21 protein-coding genes are annotated in these 20,275 nt (G+C 72.1%); 11 read left to right on the plus strand and 10 right to left on the minus strand.

The genetic code is table 11. From position 1 onward, the window contains the following. Positions 1-49: 49 nt before the first annotated feature. Positions 50-1,507 (minus strand): sugar porter family MFS transporter, encoded by a 1,458-nt coding sequence (locus ACXKZB_RS15755; RefSeq protein WP_488823778.1) that lies wholly within the window; start codon positions 1,505-1,507, stop codon positions 50-52. A gap of 158 nt (positions 1,508-1,665) precedes the next feature. Continuing rightward, positions 1,666-2,202, minus strand: coding sequence for a hypothetical protein (locus tag ACXKZB_RS15760; RefSeq protein WP_123314275.1), 537 nt, complete (start codon positions 2,200-2,202; stop codon positions 1,666-1,668). 69 nt (positions 2,203-2,271) lie between these two features. Between ACXKZB_RS15760 and ACXKZB_RS15765 the strand changes: the two genes are divergently transcribed. Further along, on the plus strand, positions 2,272-3,171 hold the full coding sequence (locus tag ACXKZB_RS15765) for a LysM domain-containing protein (protein WP_488823779.1): 900 nt from the start codon (positions 2,272-2,274) through the stop codon (positions 3,169-3,171). A 181-nt stretch (positions 3,172-3,352) separates the two neighbouring features. Here ACXKZB_RS15765 and pgi read toward each other — a convergent pair whose 3' ends face one another. The 4 genes from pgi to ACXKZB_RS15785 form a co-directional block, all read right to left on the minus strand. Continuing rightward, on the minus strand, positions 3,353-5,074 hold the full coding sequence (gene pgi / locus ACXKZB_RS15770) for a glucose-6-phosphate isomerase (protein ID WP_456796113.1): 1,722 nt from the start codon (positions 5,072-5,074) through the stop codon (positions 3,353-3,355). A gap of 167 nt (positions 5,075-5,241) precedes the next feature. Next, positions 5,242-7,482 carry a heavy metal translocating P-type ATPase gene (locus ACXKZB_RS15775; RefSeq protein ID WP_488823780.1) on the minus strand — a complete coding sequence of 747 codons (2,241 nt, stop codon included), beginning with the start codon at positions 7,480-7,482 and terminating at the stop codon, positions 5,242-5,244. Further along, positions 7,479-7,697, minus strand: coding sequence for a heavy-metal-associated domain-containing protein (locus ACXKZB_RS15780; protein ID WP_260233163.1), 219 nt, complete (start codon positions 7,695-7,697; stop codon positions 7,479-7,481). The genes ACXKZB_RS15775 and ACXKZB_RS15780 overlap by 4 nt, the downstream gene beginning before the upstream one ends. Positions 7,698-7,732: 35 nt before the next feature. Next, positions 7,733-8,023 (minus strand): metal-sensitive transcriptional regulator, encoded by a 291-nt coding sequence (locus ACXKZB_RS15785; RefSeq protein ID WP_111084793.1) that lies wholly within the window; start codon positions 8,021-8,023, stop codon positions 7,733-7,735. A gap of 115 nt (positions 8,024-8,138) precedes the next feature. On the opposite strand from ACXKZB_RS15785, the gene ACXKZB_RS15790 reads away from it, so the two are divergent. The 10 genes from ACXKZB_RS15790 to ACXKZB_RS15835 all read left to right on the plus strand — a co-directional run bounded on the left by ACXKZB_RS15790 (position 8,139) and on the right by ACXKZB_RS15835 (position 14,205). After that, on the plus strand, positions 8,139-9,347 hold the full coding sequence (locus ACXKZB_RS15790; RefSeq protein WP_488823781.1) for an AraC family transcriptional regulator: 1,209 nt from the start codon (positions 8,139-8,141) through the stop codon (positions 9,345-9,347). 162 nt (positions 9,348-9,509) lie between these two features. Next, complete coding sequence (locus tag ACXKZB_RS15795) at positions 9,510-9,977, plus strand: Asp23/Gls24 family envelope stress response protein (RefSeq protein WP_488823782.1); 468 nt, start codon at positions 9,510-9,512, stop codon at positions 9,975-9,977. Then, positions 9,974-10,165: a DUF2273 domain-containing protein gene (locus tag ACXKZB_RS15800; RefSeq protein ID WP_123291766.1), complete on the plus strand. Its 192-nt coding sequence runs from the start codon at positions 9,974-9,976 to the stop codon at positions 10,163-10,165. The genes ACXKZB_RS15795 and ACXKZB_RS15800 overlap by 4 nt, the downstream gene beginning before the upstream one ends. Beyond that, on the plus strand, positions 10,162-10,476 hold the full coding sequence (locus ACXKZB_RS15805; RefSeq protein WP_123314280.1) for a hypothetical protein: 315 nt from the start codon (positions 10,162-10,164) through the stop codon (positions 10,474-10,476). The genes ACXKZB_RS15800 and ACXKZB_RS15805 overlap by 4 nt, the downstream gene beginning before the upstream one ends. Before the next feature lie 9 nt (positions 10,477-10,485). Continuing rightward, entirely contained in the window at positions 10,486-11,061 is a 576-nt protein-coding gene (locus ACXKZB_RS15810; protein WP_111084757.1) for a DUF6286 domain-containing protein, read from the plus strand. Beyond that, a complete protein-coding gene (locus tag ACXKZB_RS15815) occupies positions 11,058-11,621 on the plus strand; it encodes a hypothetical protein (RefSeq protein ID WP_488823783.1) in 564 nt (187 codons plus the stop codon). The genes ACXKZB_RS15810 and ACXKZB_RS15815 overlap by 4 nt, the downstream gene beginning before the upstream one ends. Positions 11,622-11,719: 98 nt before the next feature. Continuing rightward, a complete protein-coding gene (locus ACXKZB_RS15820; protein WP_123314283.1) occupies positions 11,720-11,893 on the plus strand; it encodes a CsbD family protein in 174 nt (57 codons plus the stop codon). Between the two features lie 77 nt (positions 11,894-11,970). After that, positions 11,971-13,056: an Asp23/Gls24 family envelope stress response protein gene (locus ACXKZB_RS15825; RefSeq protein ID WP_488823784.1), complete on the plus strand. Its 1,086-nt coding sequence runs from the start codon at positions 11,971-11,973 to the stop codon at positions 13,054-13,056. Between the two features lie 56 nt (positions 13,057-13,112). Further along, positions 13,113-13,469: an MFS transporter permease gene (locus ACXKZB_RS15830; RefSeq protein WP_488823785.1), complete on the plus strand. Its 357-nt coding sequence runs from the start codon at positions 13,113-13,115 to the stop codon at positions 13,467-13,469. A gap of 85 nt (positions 13,470-13,554) precedes the next feature. Continuing rightward, complete coding sequence (locus tag ACXKZB_RS15835; protein ID WP_488823786.1) at positions 13,555-14,205, plus strand: gamma-glutamylcyclotransferase family protein; 651 nt, start codon at positions 13,555-13,557, stop codon at positions 14,203-14,205. On the opposite strand, the gene ACXKZB_RS15840 is transcribed toward ACXKZB_RS15835, so the two are convergent. The 4 genes from ACXKZB_RS15840 to rimK form a co-directional block, all read right to left on the minus strand. Continuing rightward, positions 14,181-15,167, minus strand: coding sequence for an NAD-dependent epimerase/dehydratase family protein (locus ACXKZB_RS15840; RefSeq protein WP_488823787.1), 987 nt, complete (start codon positions 15,165-15,167; stop codon positions 14,181-14,183). The two genes, ACXKZB_RS15835 and ACXKZB_RS15840, sit on opposite strands and share 25 nt — an antisense overlap. Continuing rightward, positions 15,164-17,746, minus strand: a complete 2,583-nt coding sequence (locus ACXKZB_RS15845; protein ID WP_488823788.1) for an alpha/beta fold hydrolase — start codon at positions 17,744-17,746, stop codon at positions 15,164-15,166. Before ACXKZB_RS15845 ends, ACXKZB_RS15840 begins: the two co-directional genes overlap by 4 nt. Positions 17,747-17,874: 128 nt before the next feature. Beyond that, entirely contained in the window at positions 17,875-18,981 is a 1,107-nt protein-coding gene (locus ACXKZB_RS15850; RefSeq protein WP_123314289.1) for a 3-oxoacyl-ACP synthase III, read from the minus strand. Positions 18,982-19,034: 53 nt separating this feature from the next. Further along, complete coding sequence (rimK, locus tag ACXKZB_RS15855) at positions 19,035-20,213, minus strand: 30S ribosomal protein S6--L-glutamate ligase (RefSeq protein ID WP_123314388.1); 1,179 nt, start codon at positions 20,211-20,213, stop codon at positions 19,035-19,037. Positions 20,214-20,275: the final 62 nt, after the last annotated feature.

A 20,275-nucleotide genomic window follows, 5' to 3' on the forward strand; every position in this document is an offset into this window, starting at 1 on the left:
CCTGGGGCGACCCGACGTCTTCTGCTCACTCCGTGCAGCGTGGTGCGGACTAGCGGCGCGACGCCTTGTCGGGGACGGTGAAGATGTTGCCGGTGGTGACGCCCTCTTCCACTTCCTCGAGGGTGCGACCGCGGCTCTCCGGCACGAACTTCCAGATGAAGAGCAGCGCGAGCAGACCGACGATGCCGAATCCGAAGAACGTGCCGGTGATGCCGGTCGCGGCGACGATCGTCGGGAAGTACAGCCCGAGGAACGCGTTCGCGATCCAGAGGCAGAACACCGAGATGCCCATGCCGAGCGCGCGGATCTGCGTCGGGAAGATCTCCGACAGCACCACCCACACGGCGATGTTCAGGAAGGTCTGCATCGAGCCGACGAACGCGACGACGAGGAACAGGATCACCCACGGGCGGGCCGGGTTGCCCTCGGGCAGCGCGACCGAGGCGATGCCGATCAGGAAGTGGCAGACCGTCGTGAGCGAGAACCCGATGATCAGGGTCGTCCGGCGGTTGATCTTCTCCATGTTGTACAGCGCGATGACGCCACCGACCACGGCGATCACGCCGGGGGCGATGTTCGCGATGAGGGCCGCCGACGCCTGGAACCCGGACTCGATGAGCACGGTCTGGCCGTAGTACATGATCGAGTTGATGCCGGTGAGCTGCTGGGCCACGCCCAGCCCGGCACCGATGAGCACGATGCGGATGAGCCACTTGTTCCCGCGTAGCGTCTGCCATCCGCTGACGCGGTCTTCCTTCGCCTCGAGGTCGTTGCTCCGCTTGATGTCGTCGAGCTCGGCGGTCGCACGCTCCGTGGTCCGGACCTGCTGCAGGACGGACAGCGCTTCGTCGTAGCGCCCCTTCGACGCGAGCCAACGCGGCGACTCCGGCACCCGGAGCATGCCGACGAAGAGTGCGATGGCGGGGAGCGCGCAGACGGCGAGCATGACGCGCCAGACACCGTTGCCCTCACCCCAGAGGTTGCCGATGATGGCGTTGACCACGAACGCGGCGAGCTGCCCGATCACGATCATGAGCTCGTTGCGGCCGGACAACGAACCGCGGATCTCGTACGGCGCGAGTTCGGCGAGGAACACCGGGACGACGGTCGATGCACCACCCACCGCGAGGCCGAGGAGCACGCGGCCGACGACGATCACACCGAACGTCGGGGCGACGACGCAGATGAGCGTGCCGAGGAAGAACGTCACGGCGAGGGCGATGATCGTCTTGCGGCGCCCCCACCCGTCGGCGATGCGGCCGCCGAGCATGGCGCCGATCGCGGCACCGAACAACAGGGAGCTGGTGACGACGCCCTCGGTGAAGTTCGTGAGACCGAGCTCGGCCTTCATCGGGTTCAGGGCACCGTTGATGACACCGGTGTCGTACCCGAAGAGCAGTCCGCCGAACGTGGCGACCAGGGCCAGGACGCCGAGGCGTCGGCGGTGCGGTCCGGTCCCGATCGGGGGCAGTGCGACAGTCGGGGCTGTCGGCTTGATGTCGACCATTCGGTGACTCCTTCGTCGGTGATCGCGCTTCAGTGCGTGCACCGATGGTAACCCGAATCCATGTCCTGTCAATTGGACATTCTGTCGTCAGGACGATTGGATCGGTCCACATAACACCTGATCAGAACGGGAGCGCTCCAACGCACTCCGAGCCCGCGTCAGGACTCGTCGGGCTCCGGGCTGTCCCCCAGCACGTCACCGAGCGAGGCCATGTCCGCACCGTGGTCCGTGTACCGCCGGACCGTCCGCCGGGCCGCTGCGCTGGCGGCACCGGAGAGCGCCGGGTTGCGTCGCGCGGCATCGGCGACGCGACCCGCGTGCCCCGCGGTCGAGAGCAGGACGTTCGCCAGCGCCCGGGCATCGCCGCGCTCGGGCACCCCGGTCACGGTCCACGCCGTGCGCACCTGGGCGTCGGGCGTCACACCGCGTCGCGTGCCCATCCGGTGCCAGTCGGACAGCACGCCCTCGGTCCGGGAGGCCGCACGGTCGGCCTCGGCCGCACGCCGGCGTGCGGCGTCGCGCGCGTCGGACTCGCCACTCGTGCCCTCGACCGTGTCGTACCGGTCGGTGAGGCCGTCGGCTCGGCGGCGGACGCTGTCGGCCCGTTCGCGCGCGGCACCGTCGTCACCGCCTTCCTCGGCGATGCGGGCGGCGTGCGCGGCGGCAGCCGCGGCGAGGATCTCCGAACGCTCCATGGCCTCGACCGTAGCCGCTCCGACCGACACCGAGCTGCCACCGGGTTAGCATCGACCTGAGGGGGAATCATGAACCGGATCGGCGCCATCGCTGTCGTCCTGGCCACGACGGTGGCGGTGTCGGGGTGCTCCCTGCTGCGCGGGCCGGATCCCCTGCCTGCCCCCTCGACGCCGTCGGCGACCACGACCCCGAGCGACACCCCGTCCGCGACACCCGACGGCGAGTCCGCGTCCGACCTGCTCGAGGCCTCGGCGAACCCGCGCACGCCGACCCCGGAGCCGACCGAGTCCGCCGCGCCCGCGCCGACACTCACGCCGATCCCGGCGGGCACCGTCCTCGCGCAGGGCGACGTCGCATCGCCGAAGGGCAGCATCCACTTCCACTTCCGGGTGGTCGCGAAGGGCGACGACACCTTCACCGCGCAGTACTCCGGCTTCACCTCGACGCTGCCGGTGCCGGTCGGCGTCGGGCTGTTCGACCTGCCGCGTGCGGTCGGCGACGGCCTGACCTACCCCGGCGTCGGCGACCGGGTCCTCGGCGGGCCGACCAGTGCGGCGACCGCGGTGGACGTCCCGCTGAGCGGCTCCGGGGTCGACCCGTCGCACCTCGGCACCCTCGTCGTGTCCTCGGCGGCAGCACCGGGACAGGACGTCCCCGTGGAGATCGCGGCCGGCAAGGTCCTCGCGGTGTCGACCGTGAGGTGGTCGGTGCCCGCACGGCAGACGAACGTGCACCCGGAGGACACCGGAACCCGTGCGAACGCGGCCGGGACCGTCGCGGGGACGACCGCCGCCGGGGCTCCTGCGGCGTACACCGTCGCACCGGACGACCTCATCGGTGACGTCGCCGCGCGGTTCGGCATCACCGTCCGGGACCTCGTGTGGCTGAACGAGGGCGTGCAGGTCTTCGGGCAGGACCAGCACCTGTACGAGGGCACGACGCTCAACCTGGACCCGCTCGGCCGCTGACCGCTGGCCGCTGACCGCGAAAGCGACACATCTCCGATGAACATCGGCGCACATCTGTCGCTTTCGCAGGCCTGACGACAGCCCAGGGCACGCAACTGTCGCATTGACAGCACGCACGAGACGGACGGGAGGCCCGTGGCGGATCCGCCACGGGCCTCCCGTCTCGCAGGTGGGTGCGTCGCTACTTGCGCAGCTCCAGGTACTTCGCGATGAGCGCCTTGGTCGAGGCGTCCTGCGCGTCGAGCGCGGCCTGGTCGCCCTCGACGGCCGGCGTGACCTGCAGCGCCAGCTGCTTGCCGAGCTCCACGCCCCACTGGTCGAACGAGTCGATGCCCCAGATGGTGCCCTCGGTGAACACGATGTGCTCGTAGAGCGCGATGAGCTGCCCGAGCACGCTCGGGGTGAGCTCCGGCGCCAGGATCGACGTCGTCGGCTTGTTGCCCGGGAACGTGCGCGCCGCGACGATGCCCTCGTCGGTGGTGCCCTCGGCGCGGACCTCGTCGGCGCTCTTGCCGAACGCCAGCGCCTTCGTCTGCGCGAAGAAGTTCGCCAGGAACAGCGTGTGCACGTCGGTGCCGGGCGCGACGCCCTTGCCGTCACCGGTCTCGTCCTTGAGTGGACGGGCCGGGTTCGCGACCGTGATGAAGTCGGCCGGGATCAGGCGGGTGCCCTGGTGGATGAGCTGGTAGAACGCGTGCTGGCCGTTCGTGCCGGGCTCGCCCCAGAAGACCTCGCCGGTCTCGGTGGTCACGGGCGAGCCGTCCCAGCGGACGCGCTTGCCGTTCGACTCCATGGTGAGCTGCTGCAGGTACGCGGCGAAGCGGTGCAGGTACTGCGTGTACGGCAGGACCGCGTGGCTCTGCGCACCGAGGAAGTTCGTGTACCAGACGTTGAGCAGGCCCATCAGGACGGGGACGTTCTGCTCGAGCGGCGTGGTGCGGACGTGCTCGTCGATGGCGTGGAACCCTGCGAGGAACTGCTCCCAGTTCTCCTGACCGATCGCGACGATGACGCTCGTGCCGATGGCCGAGTCGACCGAGTAGCGGCCGCCCACCCAGTCCCAGAACCCGAAGGCGTTCTCGGGGTCGATGCCGAAGGCCTCCACCTTGTCGAGGGCGGTGGAGACGGCGACGAAGTGCTTGGCGACGGCGTTCTTCTTCTCGTCGTCGGCGGCGTCGGTCAGGCCGAGCTCCTCCCACAGCCACTGGCGGGCGAGCCGCGCGTTGGTCAGGGTCTCGAGCGTGCCGAAGGTCTTCGACGCGACGATGAAGAGCGTGGTCTCGGGGTCGAGGTCCGCCGTCTTCTCGTAGATGTCCGCCGGGTCGATGTTCGACACGAAGCGGGCTTCGAGGCCGGGCTGGACGTAGGGCTTGAGCGCCTCGTAGACCATGACCGGGCCGAGGTCCGATCCGCCGATGCCGATGTTGACGACGGTCTCGATGCGCTTGCCGGTGACACCGGTCCACGAGCCGTCGCGCACCTGCGACGCGAAGCCGTAGACCTTGTCGAGCGTGGCGTGCACGTCGGCGTCGACGTCCTGGCCGTCGACGGTCAGCGGTGCCGCCGGGACGAGGCCCTCGGTCGCCTTCGGACGGCGGAGCGCGGTGTGCAGGACGGCACGGTCCTCGGTGACGTTGATGTGCTCACCGGCGATCATCGCCTGGAAGCGCTCGGCGACGCCGGTGTCCTTCGCCACCTGCAGCAAGGCGGCGAGGATCTCGTCGGTGACGAGGCCCTTCGACAGGTCCACGGTCAGGTCTGCTGCCTGGAACGTGTACTGCTCGGCACGGCCGGGGTCACTGTCGAACCACCCGCGCAGGTCAGGGGTGAAGTCGGCGGCGATGCCGTCGAGCTTCTTCCAGCCTTCGGTCGATGTGGGGTCGACGGGAGCGGATTCGGTCACTTCGGTCCTCCTGGGATCACGTTCGAGACGTACAGCCCGCAGGTCACCGCACCAGTGCGTCGCGGACCGTCTTCGAGCGTAGTGCCGTCGGCGCCGTGGTGCGCACCGCCGGACGGGAGGCGCGGGCTGCGTTCGCTGCGCGCGTCACGTCCGGCGGGTGGCCGGCCTCAGGGCCGGGGTGCGAAACGACGCAGCCGCAGGCTGTTCGTCACGACGAAGACGGACGAGAACGCCATGGCGGCGCCGGCGAGCACCGGGTTGAGCAGCCCCGCCATCGCGAGCGGGATCGCCGCCACGTTGTACGCGAACGCCCAGAACAGGTTGCCCTTGATGATGCCGAGCGTGGCCCGCGACAGCCGGACGGCGTCGGCGACGACGGTGAGCCGACCGCTCACGACCGTGATGTCGCTGGCCGCGATCGCCGCGTCGGTGCCGGCGCCCATCGCGATGCCGAGGTCGGCCGCGGCGAGCGCCGCGGCGTCGTTGACACCGTCGCCGACCATGGCAACGCTCCGTCCCCGGGCCTGCATGCCCCGGACGGTGTCGAGCTTGCCGGCCGGGGTCGCGCGGGCGTGCACCTCGTCGATGCCGACCTGCGCGGCGACGGCTCGGGCTGCTCCGTCGTTGTCGCCGGTGAGCAGGACGGGGTGGAGGCCGAGGGCCACGAACCGCGCGACGGCGTCGGCCGCCTCGGGCTTCACGGTGTCACCGACGACCACGACGCCCAGCACGCTGCCGTTCCGGGCCACGACGACCGCGGTCCCGCCGTCGGTCTCGGCGGCGGTGATCGCCGCGGTCACCGCGTCGGGGACGGGGATCGCCCACGACGAGGTCAGCCAGCGGGTACCGCCGACGAGGACGACGTCGCCGTCCACGACGGCCTGCACGCCGGCGCCGGGGGTCGACTCGAACTGCTCGGCGGTCGGGACGTCGAGGTGCCGGGCCCCTGCCGCACGGACGACCGCACGGGCCACGGGGTGCTCGGACCCGTGTTCGACGGCCGCGGCGAGGCGGAGCACGGCGTCCTCGTCGAGGGCGGCGTCGGCGGAGGTCACCGCGCGAACGGTCATCTCGCCGGTGGTGACGGTGCCGGTCTTGTCGAGCAGGATCGTGTCGACGCCACGGGTCTGCTCGAGTACCTGCGGCCCGCCGATCAGGATGCCGAGCTGCGATCCACGGCCGGTGCCGACGAGCAGCGCGGTCGGCGTCGCGAGCCCGAGGGCGCACGGGCAGGCGATGATGAGCGTGGCGACGGCTGCGGTGAACGCCGCCGTGACCGAACCGCCGAGCACGAGCCAGCCGACGAACGCCAGCACGGCGAGCGCGATGACGATCGGCACGAAGACGCCGGACACCCGGTCGGCCAGGCGTTGCACGTCGGCCTTGCCGGTCTGCGCGTCCTCGATGAGTCGCCCCATCCGGGCGAGTTCGGTGTCGGCGCCGACGCGGGTGACCTCGACCACGAGCCGGCCGCCGACGTTGATCGTCGCACCGGTCACCCGGTCGCCCGGTCCGACCTCGACGGGGACGGACTCGCCGGTGACCATGCTGCGGTCGACGGCCGACGACCCGTCCCGCACGAGGCCGTCGCTCGGGATCCGCTCCCCCGGCCGCACGACGACGACGTCCCCGACGACGAGGGCCGACGCCGGGACGCGCTGCTCGACGCCGTCCCGCAGCACCGTGGCCTCCGTCGCGCCGAGTTCGAGCAGGGCGCGGAGGGCTGCTCCGGACTGCCGCTTGGCGCGGGCCTCCATGTACCGGCCGGCCAGGATGAACACCGTCACGGCCGCGGCGACCTCGAGGTACAGGTCGGTCGCCTCGGGGTCGGTCGCGATCCACGAGAAGGTCATGTGCATGCCGGTCGTGCCGGCGTCGCCGAGGAAGAGGGCGTACAGGGACCAGCTGAAGGCCGCGAGCACGCCCACGCTCACCAGGGTGTCCATGGTCGCCGCGCCGTGTCGGGCGTTCACCCAGGCCGCACGGTGGAACGGGAGCGCGCCCCACACCGCGACGGGGGCCGCCAGCGTCAGGGCGAGCCACTGCCAGTTCGGGAACTGCAGGACCGGCACCATGGAGAGCACGACGACCGGGACGGCGAGGACCGCGGACACGACGAGTCGACGGCGCAGCGCGGCAGCCGGGTCGTCGGCGTCGGTGTCCGCGTCGGCCGTGGTGTCGGCGGGCGGGGTGGGCACGGTCGCGCCGTACCCGGCGGACTCGACGGCGGCGATGAGGGTCGCGGGGTCGGCGGTGCCGTCGGCCGCGACCTGCACCTGCGCCTTCTCGGTGGCGTAGTTGACGGTGGCGGTGACCCCGGGCAGCTTGCCCAGCTTCCGTTCGATGCGGTTCGCGCACGAGGCGCAGGTCATGCCCGTGATGTCGAGTTCGACGATGCCCTCCGTCACGACGGCACGACCTCGTACCCCGCCTCGGCGACCGCGCCGCGGAGCGCCTCGGGGTCGACGGGTGCGTCCGAGGTGACGGTCACCGACGAGGCACCGCCGGGGACGAGCGCCACGGCGACGTCGGACACCCCCTCGAGTCCGGTGAGTTCCTCGGTCACGCTCATCACGCAGTGTTCGCAGGTCATGCCCTCGACGAGCAGCAGTTCGGTGGTCATGGTGTCTCCTCCTGTGGTTCCGGTGGGGGCGGGGGTCACGAGCGCACGAGCCGGGCGATGGCCTGGCTCGCTTCGCGGACCTTCTCGTCCGCGGCGTCGCCGCCCTCGGCCACGGCCTCGGCGACGCAGTGCTTGAGGTGGTCCTCGAGCAGCGAGAGCGCCACGCGCTCGAGCGCCCGGTTCGCCGCGGAGATCTGGGTGAGGACGTCGATGCAGTACGTCTCGTCCTCGACCATCCGGGCGATGCCGCGCACCTGCCCCTCGGCGCGACGGAGCCGCTTGAGCAGGTCGTCCTTGTCGCCGATGTACCCGACGTGTTCGTGCATGGTGGCCTCCACGGTGCTCAATACGGTACCCCCCTAGGGTATTCCCTTCGGGTGACGGACGGAGCGCGAACGCGGGTATTCACCCCTGCGCGCGGTCGGTGTCATGATTTCGACCATGACCGATCCGACGACGAACGGCTTCCGCAAGCTGCGGTTCGCCGACGGCGACGGCTCGGACTACTCCGACATCTTCGAGGCGGAGTACCACGGGTCCGACTTCGCCTCGGAGACGTACGCGACGGACGACACCCGCTACGAGTACACCGTGGTCGGCGACGACGACCTCACGCTGCGGACCATGCGCGCCGAGGGCGGGCGCCGCGGCGGGGTCATCGGGGCGCGGCAGGACCACGTGGTCTTCTGGCTCACCAAGGGTCGGCTCGAGATGCACTTCGCCGACCGCACGCGGGTGGTCGAGCCGGGCAGCCCCTACATCGCCAGCGCGTCCGAGGCGTACCGCTTCGAGTCGGACGGCACGGTCTACAACGGGGTGCACATCGCGGACTCGTTCCTGCGGACCGTCGGGCGCGACCTCGGCTACCGGCTGCCGGACGGCCCACTGCTGTTCGACCAGCAGGACGAGGTCATCGCCCGCCGCGAACCGCTGCGCCACCTGATCGGGGAGCTCGGCCCGGCACTCGTCGACGACCGCGTGGTCGGTCCGATGCGGACGGCGCTGAACCGCCGGTTGGCGATCGTCGTGCTCGACACCTTCCCGATCCGCAACCGCGGTGACGACGTCCCCGTCGCGAACCGCCTGCGCGACGCGATCCGGTACGTCGAACGGCACGCGGCCGAGCGTCCGGCGGTGTCGGAGATCGCCGCGGCGTGCGGGCTCAGCCAGCGCGGTCTGCAGGACGTGTTCGCACGCACGCTGGACTCGACGCCGCACCGGTTCCTGCGCGAGCACCGGCTCGACCGGGTCCGGAGCGAGCTCCTGCGTACCGGCGACGACCGATCCCCCAACGCCGACAGCGTCGCCGTGGTCGCGCGCCGGTGGGGCTTCACCAACCCTGGTCGGTTCGCCACCGCCTACCGGGAGCGGTTCGGCGAGGACCCCGCCGCCACCCGCCGCGCCTCCCTGTCCGCACGACCGGACAGCGGCCGTTCCTCGTGGCGGGTCCGCCGTGCCGTGGCCTTCATCGAGGAGCACGCCACCGAGGACCTCTCCCTGCAGGAGATCGCCGACGCCGCCGGGGTCCTGCCGCGACGGCTGCAGCAGCTCTTCCGGGCCGAGCGAGGTGAGTCCCCGATGGCGTGCGCCCGGGCGATCCGCGCCGCTGCAGAACGCAACGTGGCGGACGGAACGCGCGAAACCGCCTGAGTGGACCACCAGGGGGTACAGCCACATCCCCGTGTCCCCGCGGATCCCTGGAATTCTCCCGAGTCCGGAAAGTCATGTGTGACGAATCTCTGGTGCAGCCCGTCTCATCCGTGAACAGCAACCGCTGGGAACGCCCGGCGGGTCAATCGGAAGGAACGAACCATGGCTGACTCCATCACCACCACCCCGGCCACCACCGCAGCGGCCCGGACCACCTCGCACGCCGGCTCGAACAGCGGCGTCACCGGCAAGACCGTCATCGACGACACCGTCGTGTCGAAGGTCGCCGGCATCGCGGCCCGCGAGGTCAACGGCGTGCACTCCCTCGGTGGCGGCGCCGCCCGTGCGATCGGTGCGCTCCGCGACGCGATCGGCCAGCGCGACTTCGGTCAGGGCGTCAAGGTCGAGGTCGGCGAGAAGCAGGTCGCCGCGGACATCGTCATCGTCGCCGAGTACCCGGTGTCGCTCCAGCAGGTCGCCGACGGCGTCCGCAGCAGCGTCGCCCGTGCCCTCGAGCAGATCGTCGGCATGGAGGTCGCCGAGGTCAACGTCACCGTCCAGGACGTCTTCATCCCGGGTGACGACGACGACCACGACAACGACGAGAAGAAGGAAGCGCGAGTCGCATGAGCAACACACTGATCGGTGCCCTCATCGGCGCCGTCCTCGCAGTCGTCGCACTGCAGTTCGGGTTCTGGGGCTTCGTCCTGGTCATCGTCTTCGGTGCGATCGGCGCCCTCGTGGCCGCCCTCGCCACCGGCAAGATCGACCGCGGCGCCCTGACCGACGTGCTCACCGGGCGCCGGAGCTCCCGGTGAACGCCGGCCCGGTCGTCCCGGGCCGCGTCGAGATCACCGCTCGTGCACTGACCTCGCTGGCGCGGGCCGTCGCAGCCGAACGGCTCGGCGCCCCCGCCAAGCGGGTCAGGGTCGGTCTCGGCGACGCGTCCGGTGCGATGTCCCTCGACGTCACCGGCCCGATCGCCGCGGGCGACGACCTCGTCGCCCGCTCGGCCCGGGTCGCCGACGAGGTCAAGAGCCGCGTGAGCGAACTCACCGGCCGACGCGTCGGCAGTGCCCACATCGAACTCACCGGGATCGTGCGCGAGCGCGAGTCCCGAACCCGCTAGGAGACCATCATGAGCAACGGTTCCGTCGAACGACGCATCCGTCGTCGGAGCGTGCACCGCTCCCGCTCGACCGCAGTCGCCGTGGCGCTGGTGGTCCTGGCACTGGTCGCCGCGTGGATCGGCACGGAGTCGGTCCTGCGAGCGATCGGGCGGCCCCCGCTCCTCGCCGACCCGCAGACCGCCGTCGATGCCGCACTGCAGCCCGACGCCGCCTTCGTCACGATCGCCGAGGTCATCGCCGTCGTGCTCGTGGTCCTCGGCATCGTGCTGATCGTCCTGGCCCTCAAGCCGGGTCGTCAGCACCGCTCCGTCGTCCAGCACGACCGTGGGGCAGTCGTCATCGACACCCGCATCGTCGCCTCGACCGCGGCCAACGCCGCCGGGACGGCAGCGGGGGTCCCCGAGGGCAACGCCTCGGCAACCGCGCGCGGTCGCCGCACCGACGTCCGGATCGTGCCGGTCACCGGCATCCCGGTCGACGAACAGGCCGTGCAGGCGGCCGTCCGCGACCGCCTCAGTGGTCTCGACGAACGCTTCGGCCAGAACATCCGCGTCCGCATCGACGAGAAGGGGACCCTCGCATGACCAAGAGCAACCGGACCATGAACCGGATCATCCTCTTCGTCCTCGGCCTCGTCGCCGTCGTCGTCGGTCTCACCATCGGCGCGGGTGTGCTGCCCGCCGTGCAGGACGCGATCAAGCCCTACGTCGACCTGCCGAGCAACCTGGACGTCCCCGCGTCCTCGCTCTGGATCGTCGCCGTCGTCTGCGCCGTCGTGATCGTGCTCGCCCTCGTCTGGGTGTTCACCCGCGGAGGGGGCGGCACGTCCGTCGCCGTCCGCGAACGCTCGGGTGAGGACGCCGTCACGGTGAACGTCGCCCTCGTCCGCGACGTCGTCGAGCACGAGCTCGCCGGTGTCCGCGACGTCGTCGGCTCCCGCGTCGACACCTACCTGGTGCGCAAGCAGCGTGCCGCTCGCATCCGCGTCGCGGTCCGCCGCGGCGGGGACGCCGTCTCGGTGCTCGACGCCGTCGACCGCGCCGTCGCGGTCCTCGACCGCACGCTCGGTCGCCAGGTGCCCGTCCTGGTCCACCTCACCGGTGGGACCCGTTCGGCGCTCGCGAAGTCGACCCGCGTCCGCTGACACCCGTCAGCCGGACGCGACCCCGGGCCTCCCGGCCCACCGAAGACCCACGCAACACCCACCTCCGGGCGCAGGCCCGACCGATGAAAGGACCCGTCATGGGACTCGACGACAAGATCAAGAACGCTGCTCAGGACCTCGCCGGCAAGGCGAAGGAGGCCGTGGGCAAGGCCACGAACGACGACTCCAAGGTCGCCGAGGGCCAGAAGGACCAGGCCTCCGCGAGCGTCAAGCAGACCGGCGAGGACGTCAAGGACGTCTTCAAGAAGTAGGACGCCCGATGCGTGTCGGGGCACTCGCGACGTCGAGTGCCCCGATGCGTCCGCGCGGACCCGAACGAGGAGGAACCATGCAGCACGACCCCCATGCGCACACGCAGGTCACCGAGGTGGCCCTGCCCGCAGAACTGACGGAGCCGCTGCCCGACGACGCGACCCCCGCGATGCTGATCGCGCGGACCGCGGCGGAGACGGCGCTCGGTGTGCCCGGCGTGCACCACCTCGGCGGGACCGTCTCCCGGGCCGCCGACGAACTGCGGAAGCGGCTCGGCCGCTCCGCCGGCACCGCCGGCGTCCAGGTCGACGACGAGGACGGCACCTTCGCGGTGCACGTCTCCGTGATCGTCACCTACCCGCGGAACGTCCGCGAGGTCGCCGACGAGGTGCGCCGACAGGTGACCGCCGCCGCCGGTCAGGTCTCGACCGAGCCGACGACGGTGGACGTCCGCGTCCTCGACGTGCACGGACCGTTCGACGACGAACCCTCGCCCGTCGAGCGTGCCGCCACTGCCGTCGGCGACGCGGTGCAGGACGCCGCGAAGGCGACCAGCGACACCACCAAGCGCGTGGCATCCGCGACCGTCGACGCCACGAAGCAGGCAGCGGACGCCACCGCCGAGGCGACGAGGCGCGCCGCGGACGCCACGGCCGACGTGACGAAGCAGGCTGCGGAGGCCACCGCGGACGCGACCAAGCGTGCCGCCGACGCGACGGTCGACACCGCTCGACGCGCAGCCGACGCCACCGCGGACACGACGAAGCGTGCCGCTGCCGCGAGCGCCGACGCCACGAAGCGTGCCGCCGACGCGACCGCGGACGCAGCGGAGCGGGCCGTCGACGCGACGACCGACACGGCTGGCCGTGTGCACGACGCCACGTCGGACGCACTCGACCGGGCGTCGGAGGGCGCCCGGGACGCCGCGGACACCGCCCGCGACGCAGCCGACCGCGCACGGACGGCCGCAGCGGCAGACGACACCGCTGCGACCTCCGACCCGGCCGGTGCTACCGCCGCCGACGCAGCGGTGCGTGCCGCCGACTCCGCCGAGGACGCCGCGCAGGACGCTGCCGACGCTGCGGCCGACGCCAGCGAGGCAGCGCGGGCAGCCGCCCGCGATGCCGACCAGCCGACGACGCCGGCCGCTGACCGCCCGTGACCCCCGCCTGGTCCGGCGGTCGTCGGCCCCGCGACCGACGACCCCGGCCACGTGGGGTGTGGATCGCGGGTGGCATCGGCGTGGTCCTGGTCGCCGGGGTCCTGCTCGGGGCGTTCCTGCCCCTGGTCGGCTTCCTCGGCGGCGTCACGGCCACCACCGCGGGCCTCGTGCCCTTCCCGTTCATCCGGGTCACGGTGATCGCGGTGCTCGGCCTGGTCGTCGTGCTGGCGCTCCTCGCGCTGGCGCTCACCCGGCGGCACACCACCACGGCGACGATCGCCGTCGTGCTCGCCGTGCTGGTGAGCATCGCCGTCACGATCGTCCCCGTGGTGCTGGTCGCCGTCGGCTCCGCCGACCGCGCCGGCGACGTGTGGCCCATCGTCACCGAGCTCTGGCAACGCTTCACCGGCTGAACCGCCGGCGGACGGTCAGGAGTCCCGGATCACCTGCGCCGATCGGCGCGCGTGATCCGGGCCTCCGGTCCGCTAGCCTCTCGACGTGAAGCGTCTCTCCCCCGGCCAGCGCTGGGTCATCGGTCTCGGCGCGTTCGCGCTCGTCTGTCTCGTCGTCGGCATCATCGCGATCGCCGTCGGCGTCGAGAACGGACACGCGATGTGCGGCTCGTCCGAGGACGGGTTCTGGGAAGCCTGCCCCGGTGACACCTCCGGCGTCGTCTGGGGCAGCGTGCTCGGCGTCATCGGGCTGCTCCACCTCGGCCTGACCGGCGTCACCGGAGCACTCGTGTGGACGTCGACCCCGACGATCGGCCCGAAGCCGATCCGGCGCCCCGCGCCGTGGCCCGGCACCACGCACCGGGTGTTCTCGTACGGCACGCTGCGGCAGCCGCTCGTGCAGGAGTCACTGTTCGGCGACCACGTGCCCACCACCCCGGACACGCTGCCCGGCTGGCGGCTCGACTGGGTGGCGATCACCGACCCCGAGGTGGTTCGGACCAGCGGTTCGGACCTGCACCCGATCCTCCGCCGCGGCACTGCGGACGACGTCGTCGAGGGGTCGACCCTGACCCTCGGCTACGAGTGGCAGCTCCGCGCGGTCGACGACTACGAGGTCGCGGACTACCAGCGCATCCGGGTCGAGCTCACCTCGGGCCTGTCGGCCTGGGTCTACGTCGCGGCCGACGAGGTCTGAGCCGCCGCCAAGCGCGCGAGACCCTCGTCGATCGACACCGAGGGCGCCCACTGCAGGTCGGCGCGGGTGCGGCGCTGGTCGAACCAGTGCGCCGTCGAGAGCTGCTCGGCGAGGAACCGGGTCATGGGTGGCTCGTCCTGCCCCGGACGCACCCGCCACACGACCTCGACCAGGGACCCCGCGGCCCGTGCCACAGACGCCGGCACGTGCCACCGGGGTGCTGCGACGCCCGAGGCCGCACAGATCCCGGCGAGCAGGTCCGCGACGGGCCGGGGCTCGCCGTTCGTGACGACGTAGGCGCTGCCGTGCACGTCGTCGTCCGCCGCGTGCTCGAGCGCCGCGACCATGGCCGAGGCGGCGTTGTCGACGTAGAGGGTGTCGATCAGGGCGGCCCCGGCGTCGAGCAGCGGGAGCCGTCCGGCCCGTGCCCGCTCGACGATGCGGCCGATCAGCTGGGTGTCTCCCGGCCCCCACACCAGGTGCGGCCGGACGGCGACGACGGCGAACCCCGGAGCATCGGCGTCGAGCGCGAGCAGTTCGGCCGCGGCCTTCGTGCGGGCGTAGTCGCCGCGCGCGTGCTGCGGTTCGGCGACGCCCGCTCCGGCGCCGACGAGCGACGATCCGGTGTGCGCGACCGACGGCGACGACACGAACACGAACCGCCGGGCGCCGGCACGGCGTGCGGCGTCGACGAGCGCTCGGGTGCCGTCGACGTTCACGCGGGCGAAGTCGGCCGGGTCACCGGCCAGGGAGACCTTGGCGGCGAGGTGCACGACGGCGTCGACACCGTCGACCGCGCGGGCGACTGCTGCGTCGTCGGTCATCGTGCCGGCGACGTCCTGCACGCCTGCGACCCCCGAGGGCCGCCGCTGGAACGTGCGGACCTCGTGCCCGGCGTCGCGCACGGCGGCGGCGGTGGCCTGCCCGAGGAACCCGCTGGCCCCGGTCACCAGGACCGTCACGGCCGCGTCATCCGTCCACCGGACAGCACCGCGGTCGCCCAGCGGGACAGCCGGGTGCGGTCGACCTTCGAGTTGTGCCGGATGTCGGTCGGCAGCACCGGCACGGTCAGCACCGCTGCGAGCGGGACCCCGGCCGCGGCACGGACCGATGCCGCCAACGCCGGCGACGCCAGGGCGGGACGACGGGCACGTCGTCCGCTCGTGGTCTCGACCACCGCGACGACCTGCTGCGTCCCGCGCGGGCCGATCCCCGCGACGCCGGCACGACCGACCCCGGGTACGCCCTCGATGCGCTGCTCCGGTCCGACCGGGGTGACGACGCCCTCGGGGGTGGTGAGCACGTGCTGCATCCGCCCCTCGACCCAGAGGCGCCCGGAAGCGTCCAGGTGTCCGACGTCGCCGGTGCGGTGGCCGCGCGGGTCCTCGACGCCGAGCCGCGCGACCCGGTTCGTCCGCCACAGTCGGTCGTAGTGGTCGCGCACGTGCGGTGCTGCGACGACGATCTCGCCGGTGACGCCCGCCGAGTCGGTCAGCGCCCCGGTCGCGGCGCCCGAGGCGTCGAGCGGCGCGATCCGCACCCGGACGTTCGCCGCCGGAGCGCCGACGCAGATGCCCTCGTCGTCCGAGGCCGCAGCGGAACGGACGCCGTCCAGGTCGACGTCGGTCATGAGCAGTCCCTCGGTCATGCCGTAGGGGGTGTGCGCGCTCGCGTTCGGCATCAGCTCCGTCGCCGCTGTGAGCAGCGCGGCGGACACCGGGGCACCCGCCGACAGGAACAGCCGGACGCGTGCGAGTGCCGCACGGTCGGCACCGTCCAGCGCCGACGCCGTCGCCACGACGTTCGCCAGTGCCGCCGGTGACAGGAACACCACGGTCGCGTCGGCCGCGGCCACCGAGGCCGCCACGGCACGGGCCGTCAGGGTGCGGGGCGCGGTGACGTCCATGTCCGGAGCCACCGACCGCGCCCCGAGGGCGGGACCGAGCAGGGCGAAGGGTGCGAAGCCCGCGACGAGCCCGGTGCCGACACCGATGTCGTACTGGGTCGCCAGGACGTCGCGGACGGCTCCGAGCTGTCCGTGCGTGTACACGACGCCCTTCGCCGGCCCGGTCGACCCGGAGGTGAACAGGATCGCTGCCGGAGCGTCGGACGACGGCACCGCCGGCAGCGACGTCCCGTGAGCGAGTCGACGGGCGCCGCGCCGGGCGACGTCGACCAGCGTGTGCTCCACGCGCAGGGCACGCCGAGCGGGGGCGGGCAGCGGGACGGTCGCGATGCGCCGACCCGGCCAGCCGAGCGCACGGGCGGCTCCGAGTCCGGGCAGCGCGCCGATGATCCAGTCGGGCCGGGCTCCGCGCACCGCACGGGTCAGGCCGCGCAGACCGAGTCCGGCATCCGCCACGACCACGACCGCGCCGATCCGCACGCAGGCGTACAGGACGGCGGTCAGGTCGGCTCCGGGGGTGACGAGGAGCGAGACCCGGTCGCCGCTCCGGACACCGAGGTCGTCCAGCCCGGCGGCGATCTCGTCCACCCGACGTGCGAGCAGGCGCCACGTGATCGTGCGGGGCCCGCCGGCAGCAGCCATCTCGACCAGGGCGGGTTCGTCGCTGTCGCGCAGGTCCTCGAGCGCAGCGCCGAGCGGGCGGCTCACGTCCGCGCGCTGGTCGGGAGCGGACGGGAGGCCCGGGGTGGCGTCGTCGGGGACGCTCCCGCCCGGCAGGCGGTCGCCGATCCAGTCGAACACCGCCCCCGCCACGTCGGCGTCGTCGGGCAGCAGGTGGCCGGCACCCTCGAAGCGGTGCACGTCGGCGTGTGGCAGCCGCTCGGACAGGTCGTCGAGGTAGCGCTCCAGGAACACGGGGTCGCGGGGACCCCAGAGGAGCAGCGCCGGGACCTCGAGCGCCGCGACCCCGGCGGCGATCCGGTCGAGCTCCGGCGCACTCCGGTGCCGGGCGTCGACGGGGATGTCCGCGACGAAGCCCCCGATGCCGCCGCGTCGGGCGGCACCGCGGTAGGGCGCACGGTAGCCGTCGGCCACGGCACGCTCGAGCTTCGGGTGCGCGATGCCGAGCGTCGTCTCGAGGAACGCCGGCGTCACGACGGTCGCTCGGCCGAGCAGCCCCGGTCCCAGGGCGAGCCGCAGCGGCGCGGGGATCGGGGCGTCGTCGGGCTGGTGCACGGCGGTGTTGCACGTCATGACGGCGGCCAGGACGTCGGGGTGGTCGACGGCCCACCCGAGCGACACCACGCCGCCCCAGTCGTGGCCGAGGGTGACGACCGGGCCGGTCAGCCCGAGTTCGTCGGTCAGGGCGCCGAGGTCCACGACGCGCTGCGGCAGCCCCCGTTCCACCCCGGTGCGCTCCGAGAACCCCATGTCGAGCTGGTCGACGGCGACCACGCGCCACGCCGGGCCACCGGCGCGGGCGACCTCGAGCGAGGTGCGGAGCACCGACCGCCACAGGTACGACCACGTCGGGTTGCCGTGCACGCACAGGATGGTGCCGACCGGTTCCACGCCGAGCGCGGCCAGGGACCCGGCCGTGTCGAGGAGGTGCCAGGTGCGCGCGGCGTGATCCATTCCTCCCGTCCGGTCCCCGGACCACGCGGGAACCGTCACCAGGCGTGACCACGCCGGGTCGAGACCGGGCAGGGAGGGCGGCTGCGTCGCCGGAGCCGTGCTCGCGGCGACGCGGGGAAGCCGGGACCTCACCAGTGCAGTTCCATCATCGCCGTATTGATGCCGGAGCCCACGCCACCCAGGAACACGCGGTCGCCGCGGCGGATCCCGCCGGACTCGACCTCGTCGGCCAGGGTGATCGGGATCGACGCCGGACCGACGTTGCCGAACCGCTGGTAGGTGGTGGGGACCTTGTCGCGCGGGATGCCGATGGCCTCGACGAACGCGTTGGTGTGCACGTCGGAGACCTGGTGCAGGACGTAGCGGTCCATGTTCGCCCAGTCGAAGTGGGCGCGGGCCTCGGTCCACGCGGCGACGACGAGCTCCATGCCGCCCTTGAGCAGCATCTTGGCGTCCGTGAACATGCCGTCCACGCTGCCGACGCACAGGTCGTACCACTGGGTCGCCGCGCGGGTGACGCCGCCGACGATCCGGTGGCCCTCGGGGTGCAGGTCCGCCGGGCCGAGCACGGCGGCCGCGGCGCCGGACCCGAGGGTCAGGCTGGCGAACTCGCTCATGAAGTCCTTGCGGTTCCGGCCGCCCTGGTTCAGACGGTCGATGGTGTTGAGCTGCACCTGGTCGGCGTCCTCGCCGTCGACGACGAGCGCGTACTTGATCTGACCGGAGTCGATCATGCCCGCCGCGACGCTCATGGCGTTGACGAAGCCCAGGCACGCGTTCGCGATGTCGAAGTTGATGGCGGACGACGGCAGGCCGAGCCCATGGTGCAGGCGCACGGCGACCGACGGCTCGAGGTGCGGACGGGTCACCGAGGTGTTGATGAGCAGCCCGATCTCGTCGGGACGCACACCCGCCTCGGCCATCGCGCGACGACCGGCGTCGATGGCGGCGTCCTGGAAGGTCTGGCCCTCGCCCCAGTTGCGACGCTCGATCACACCGGCGACGCGCTCGAGCAGGCCCATCGGCAGACGGAGTCGACGGAGCACGCCGCGGAGCCGGGCCTCGATGTCCGCAGAGGTCGTCACGCGTTCGGCCGTCGTCGTCGCCACGGACAGCAGCGAGACGTTGTGGTGCTTCGCCGTGGCGTTGCCGGGCTGCTCGGGTTCACTGCTCGCCGCCCGCTGCCCGTTCGCTGCCTGGTCGACCGGCCGTTCCGTCATGATCGTCACCGACACATACTTCCTCATTTCGCCTGTGTGTGCAGTCCGGCTCGGCTGGACGCGCGGTGTCAGGCGTCCTTCGGGAGCTTCCGGATCGTGCTCCGACGGCGTCGACGGTCCGGCACCATCGAGCGCATCTCCTCGAGCTTGCCGAAGCAGAGCAGCCGGTCACTTGCCTGCAGCGTCACCCCACTGCGCGGGTTGGGGATGACGGTCGCGCCCCGGTGCAGGGTCAGGACGGTGATGTCCCGGTCCCAGAGCCCGGACTCCTTGATCGTCTTCCCGACCAGGTCGGCGTTGGTGTGCACGAGCAGCTCGGCGACGCCGTAGCCCGTCGAGACGCTGAGCCGCTGGCGCACGTCGATCTCCGGGAAGGCGACCTGGTTGCCGATGAAGTCGATGATCGCGCCGGCGACGTCGAGGCCCGTCGCACGCTCGACGCCCTCGAGCCCCGGTGACGAGTTGACCTCCATCACCAGTGGGCCGTCGTTGCCCTCGAGCATGTCGACGCCGGCGACCTTGAGGCCCATGATCTGCGCCGACCGGACAGCCACCGCTTCGTACTCGGGCGACAGCGTGACCTTCTCGACCGTGCCGCCGCGGTGCACGTTGGACCGGAACTCGTCCCCCGACGCCGTCCTGCGCATCGCGGCCACGACCCGGTCGCCGACGACGAGCGCACGGATGTCGCGGCCACGGCTCTCCGAGATGAACGACTGGATCAGGACGTTCTGCTTCGTCGAGTGCAGGGTCTCGACGATGGACTCGGCGACCTTCTCCTCCGGCGCCAGGATCACCCCGATGCCCTGCGTGCCCTCGAGCAGCTTGATGACGACCGGAGCGCCGCCGACCCGCTCGATCGCGCCGCGGACGTCGGCCCGGCTGTTGACGAACGTCGTCGCGGGCATGCCGATGTGGTGCCGGGACAGGATCTGGTTCGCCCGGAGCTTGTCCCGTGAGTTCGTGATGCCCGTCGCGGTGTTCGGCGTGTAGACGTCCATCTGCTCGAACTGCCGCACGACCGCGGTGCCGTAGTAGGTGATCGAGTTGCCGATCCGGGGCAGGACGGCGTCGTAGTCGGACAGGAGCTTGCCGCGGTAGAGCAGGTCCGGGTCCTCGCCGGACAGGTCGATCGCGAAGCGCAGGGTGTTCAGCACCTTGACCTCGTGACCGCGGTCCAGCGCTGCCGCACGGAGGCGTTGGGTGGAGTACGCCTGCGGGGCGCGCGACAGGATGGCGAGTTTCATCGAGGGGTTCTCCGCGGGGTCGGATCGACGGCGACGGTCCATCAAAGCACGCGGACACTGCC

The organism is Curtobacterium sp. ABR8 (genome assembly GCF_057812125.1).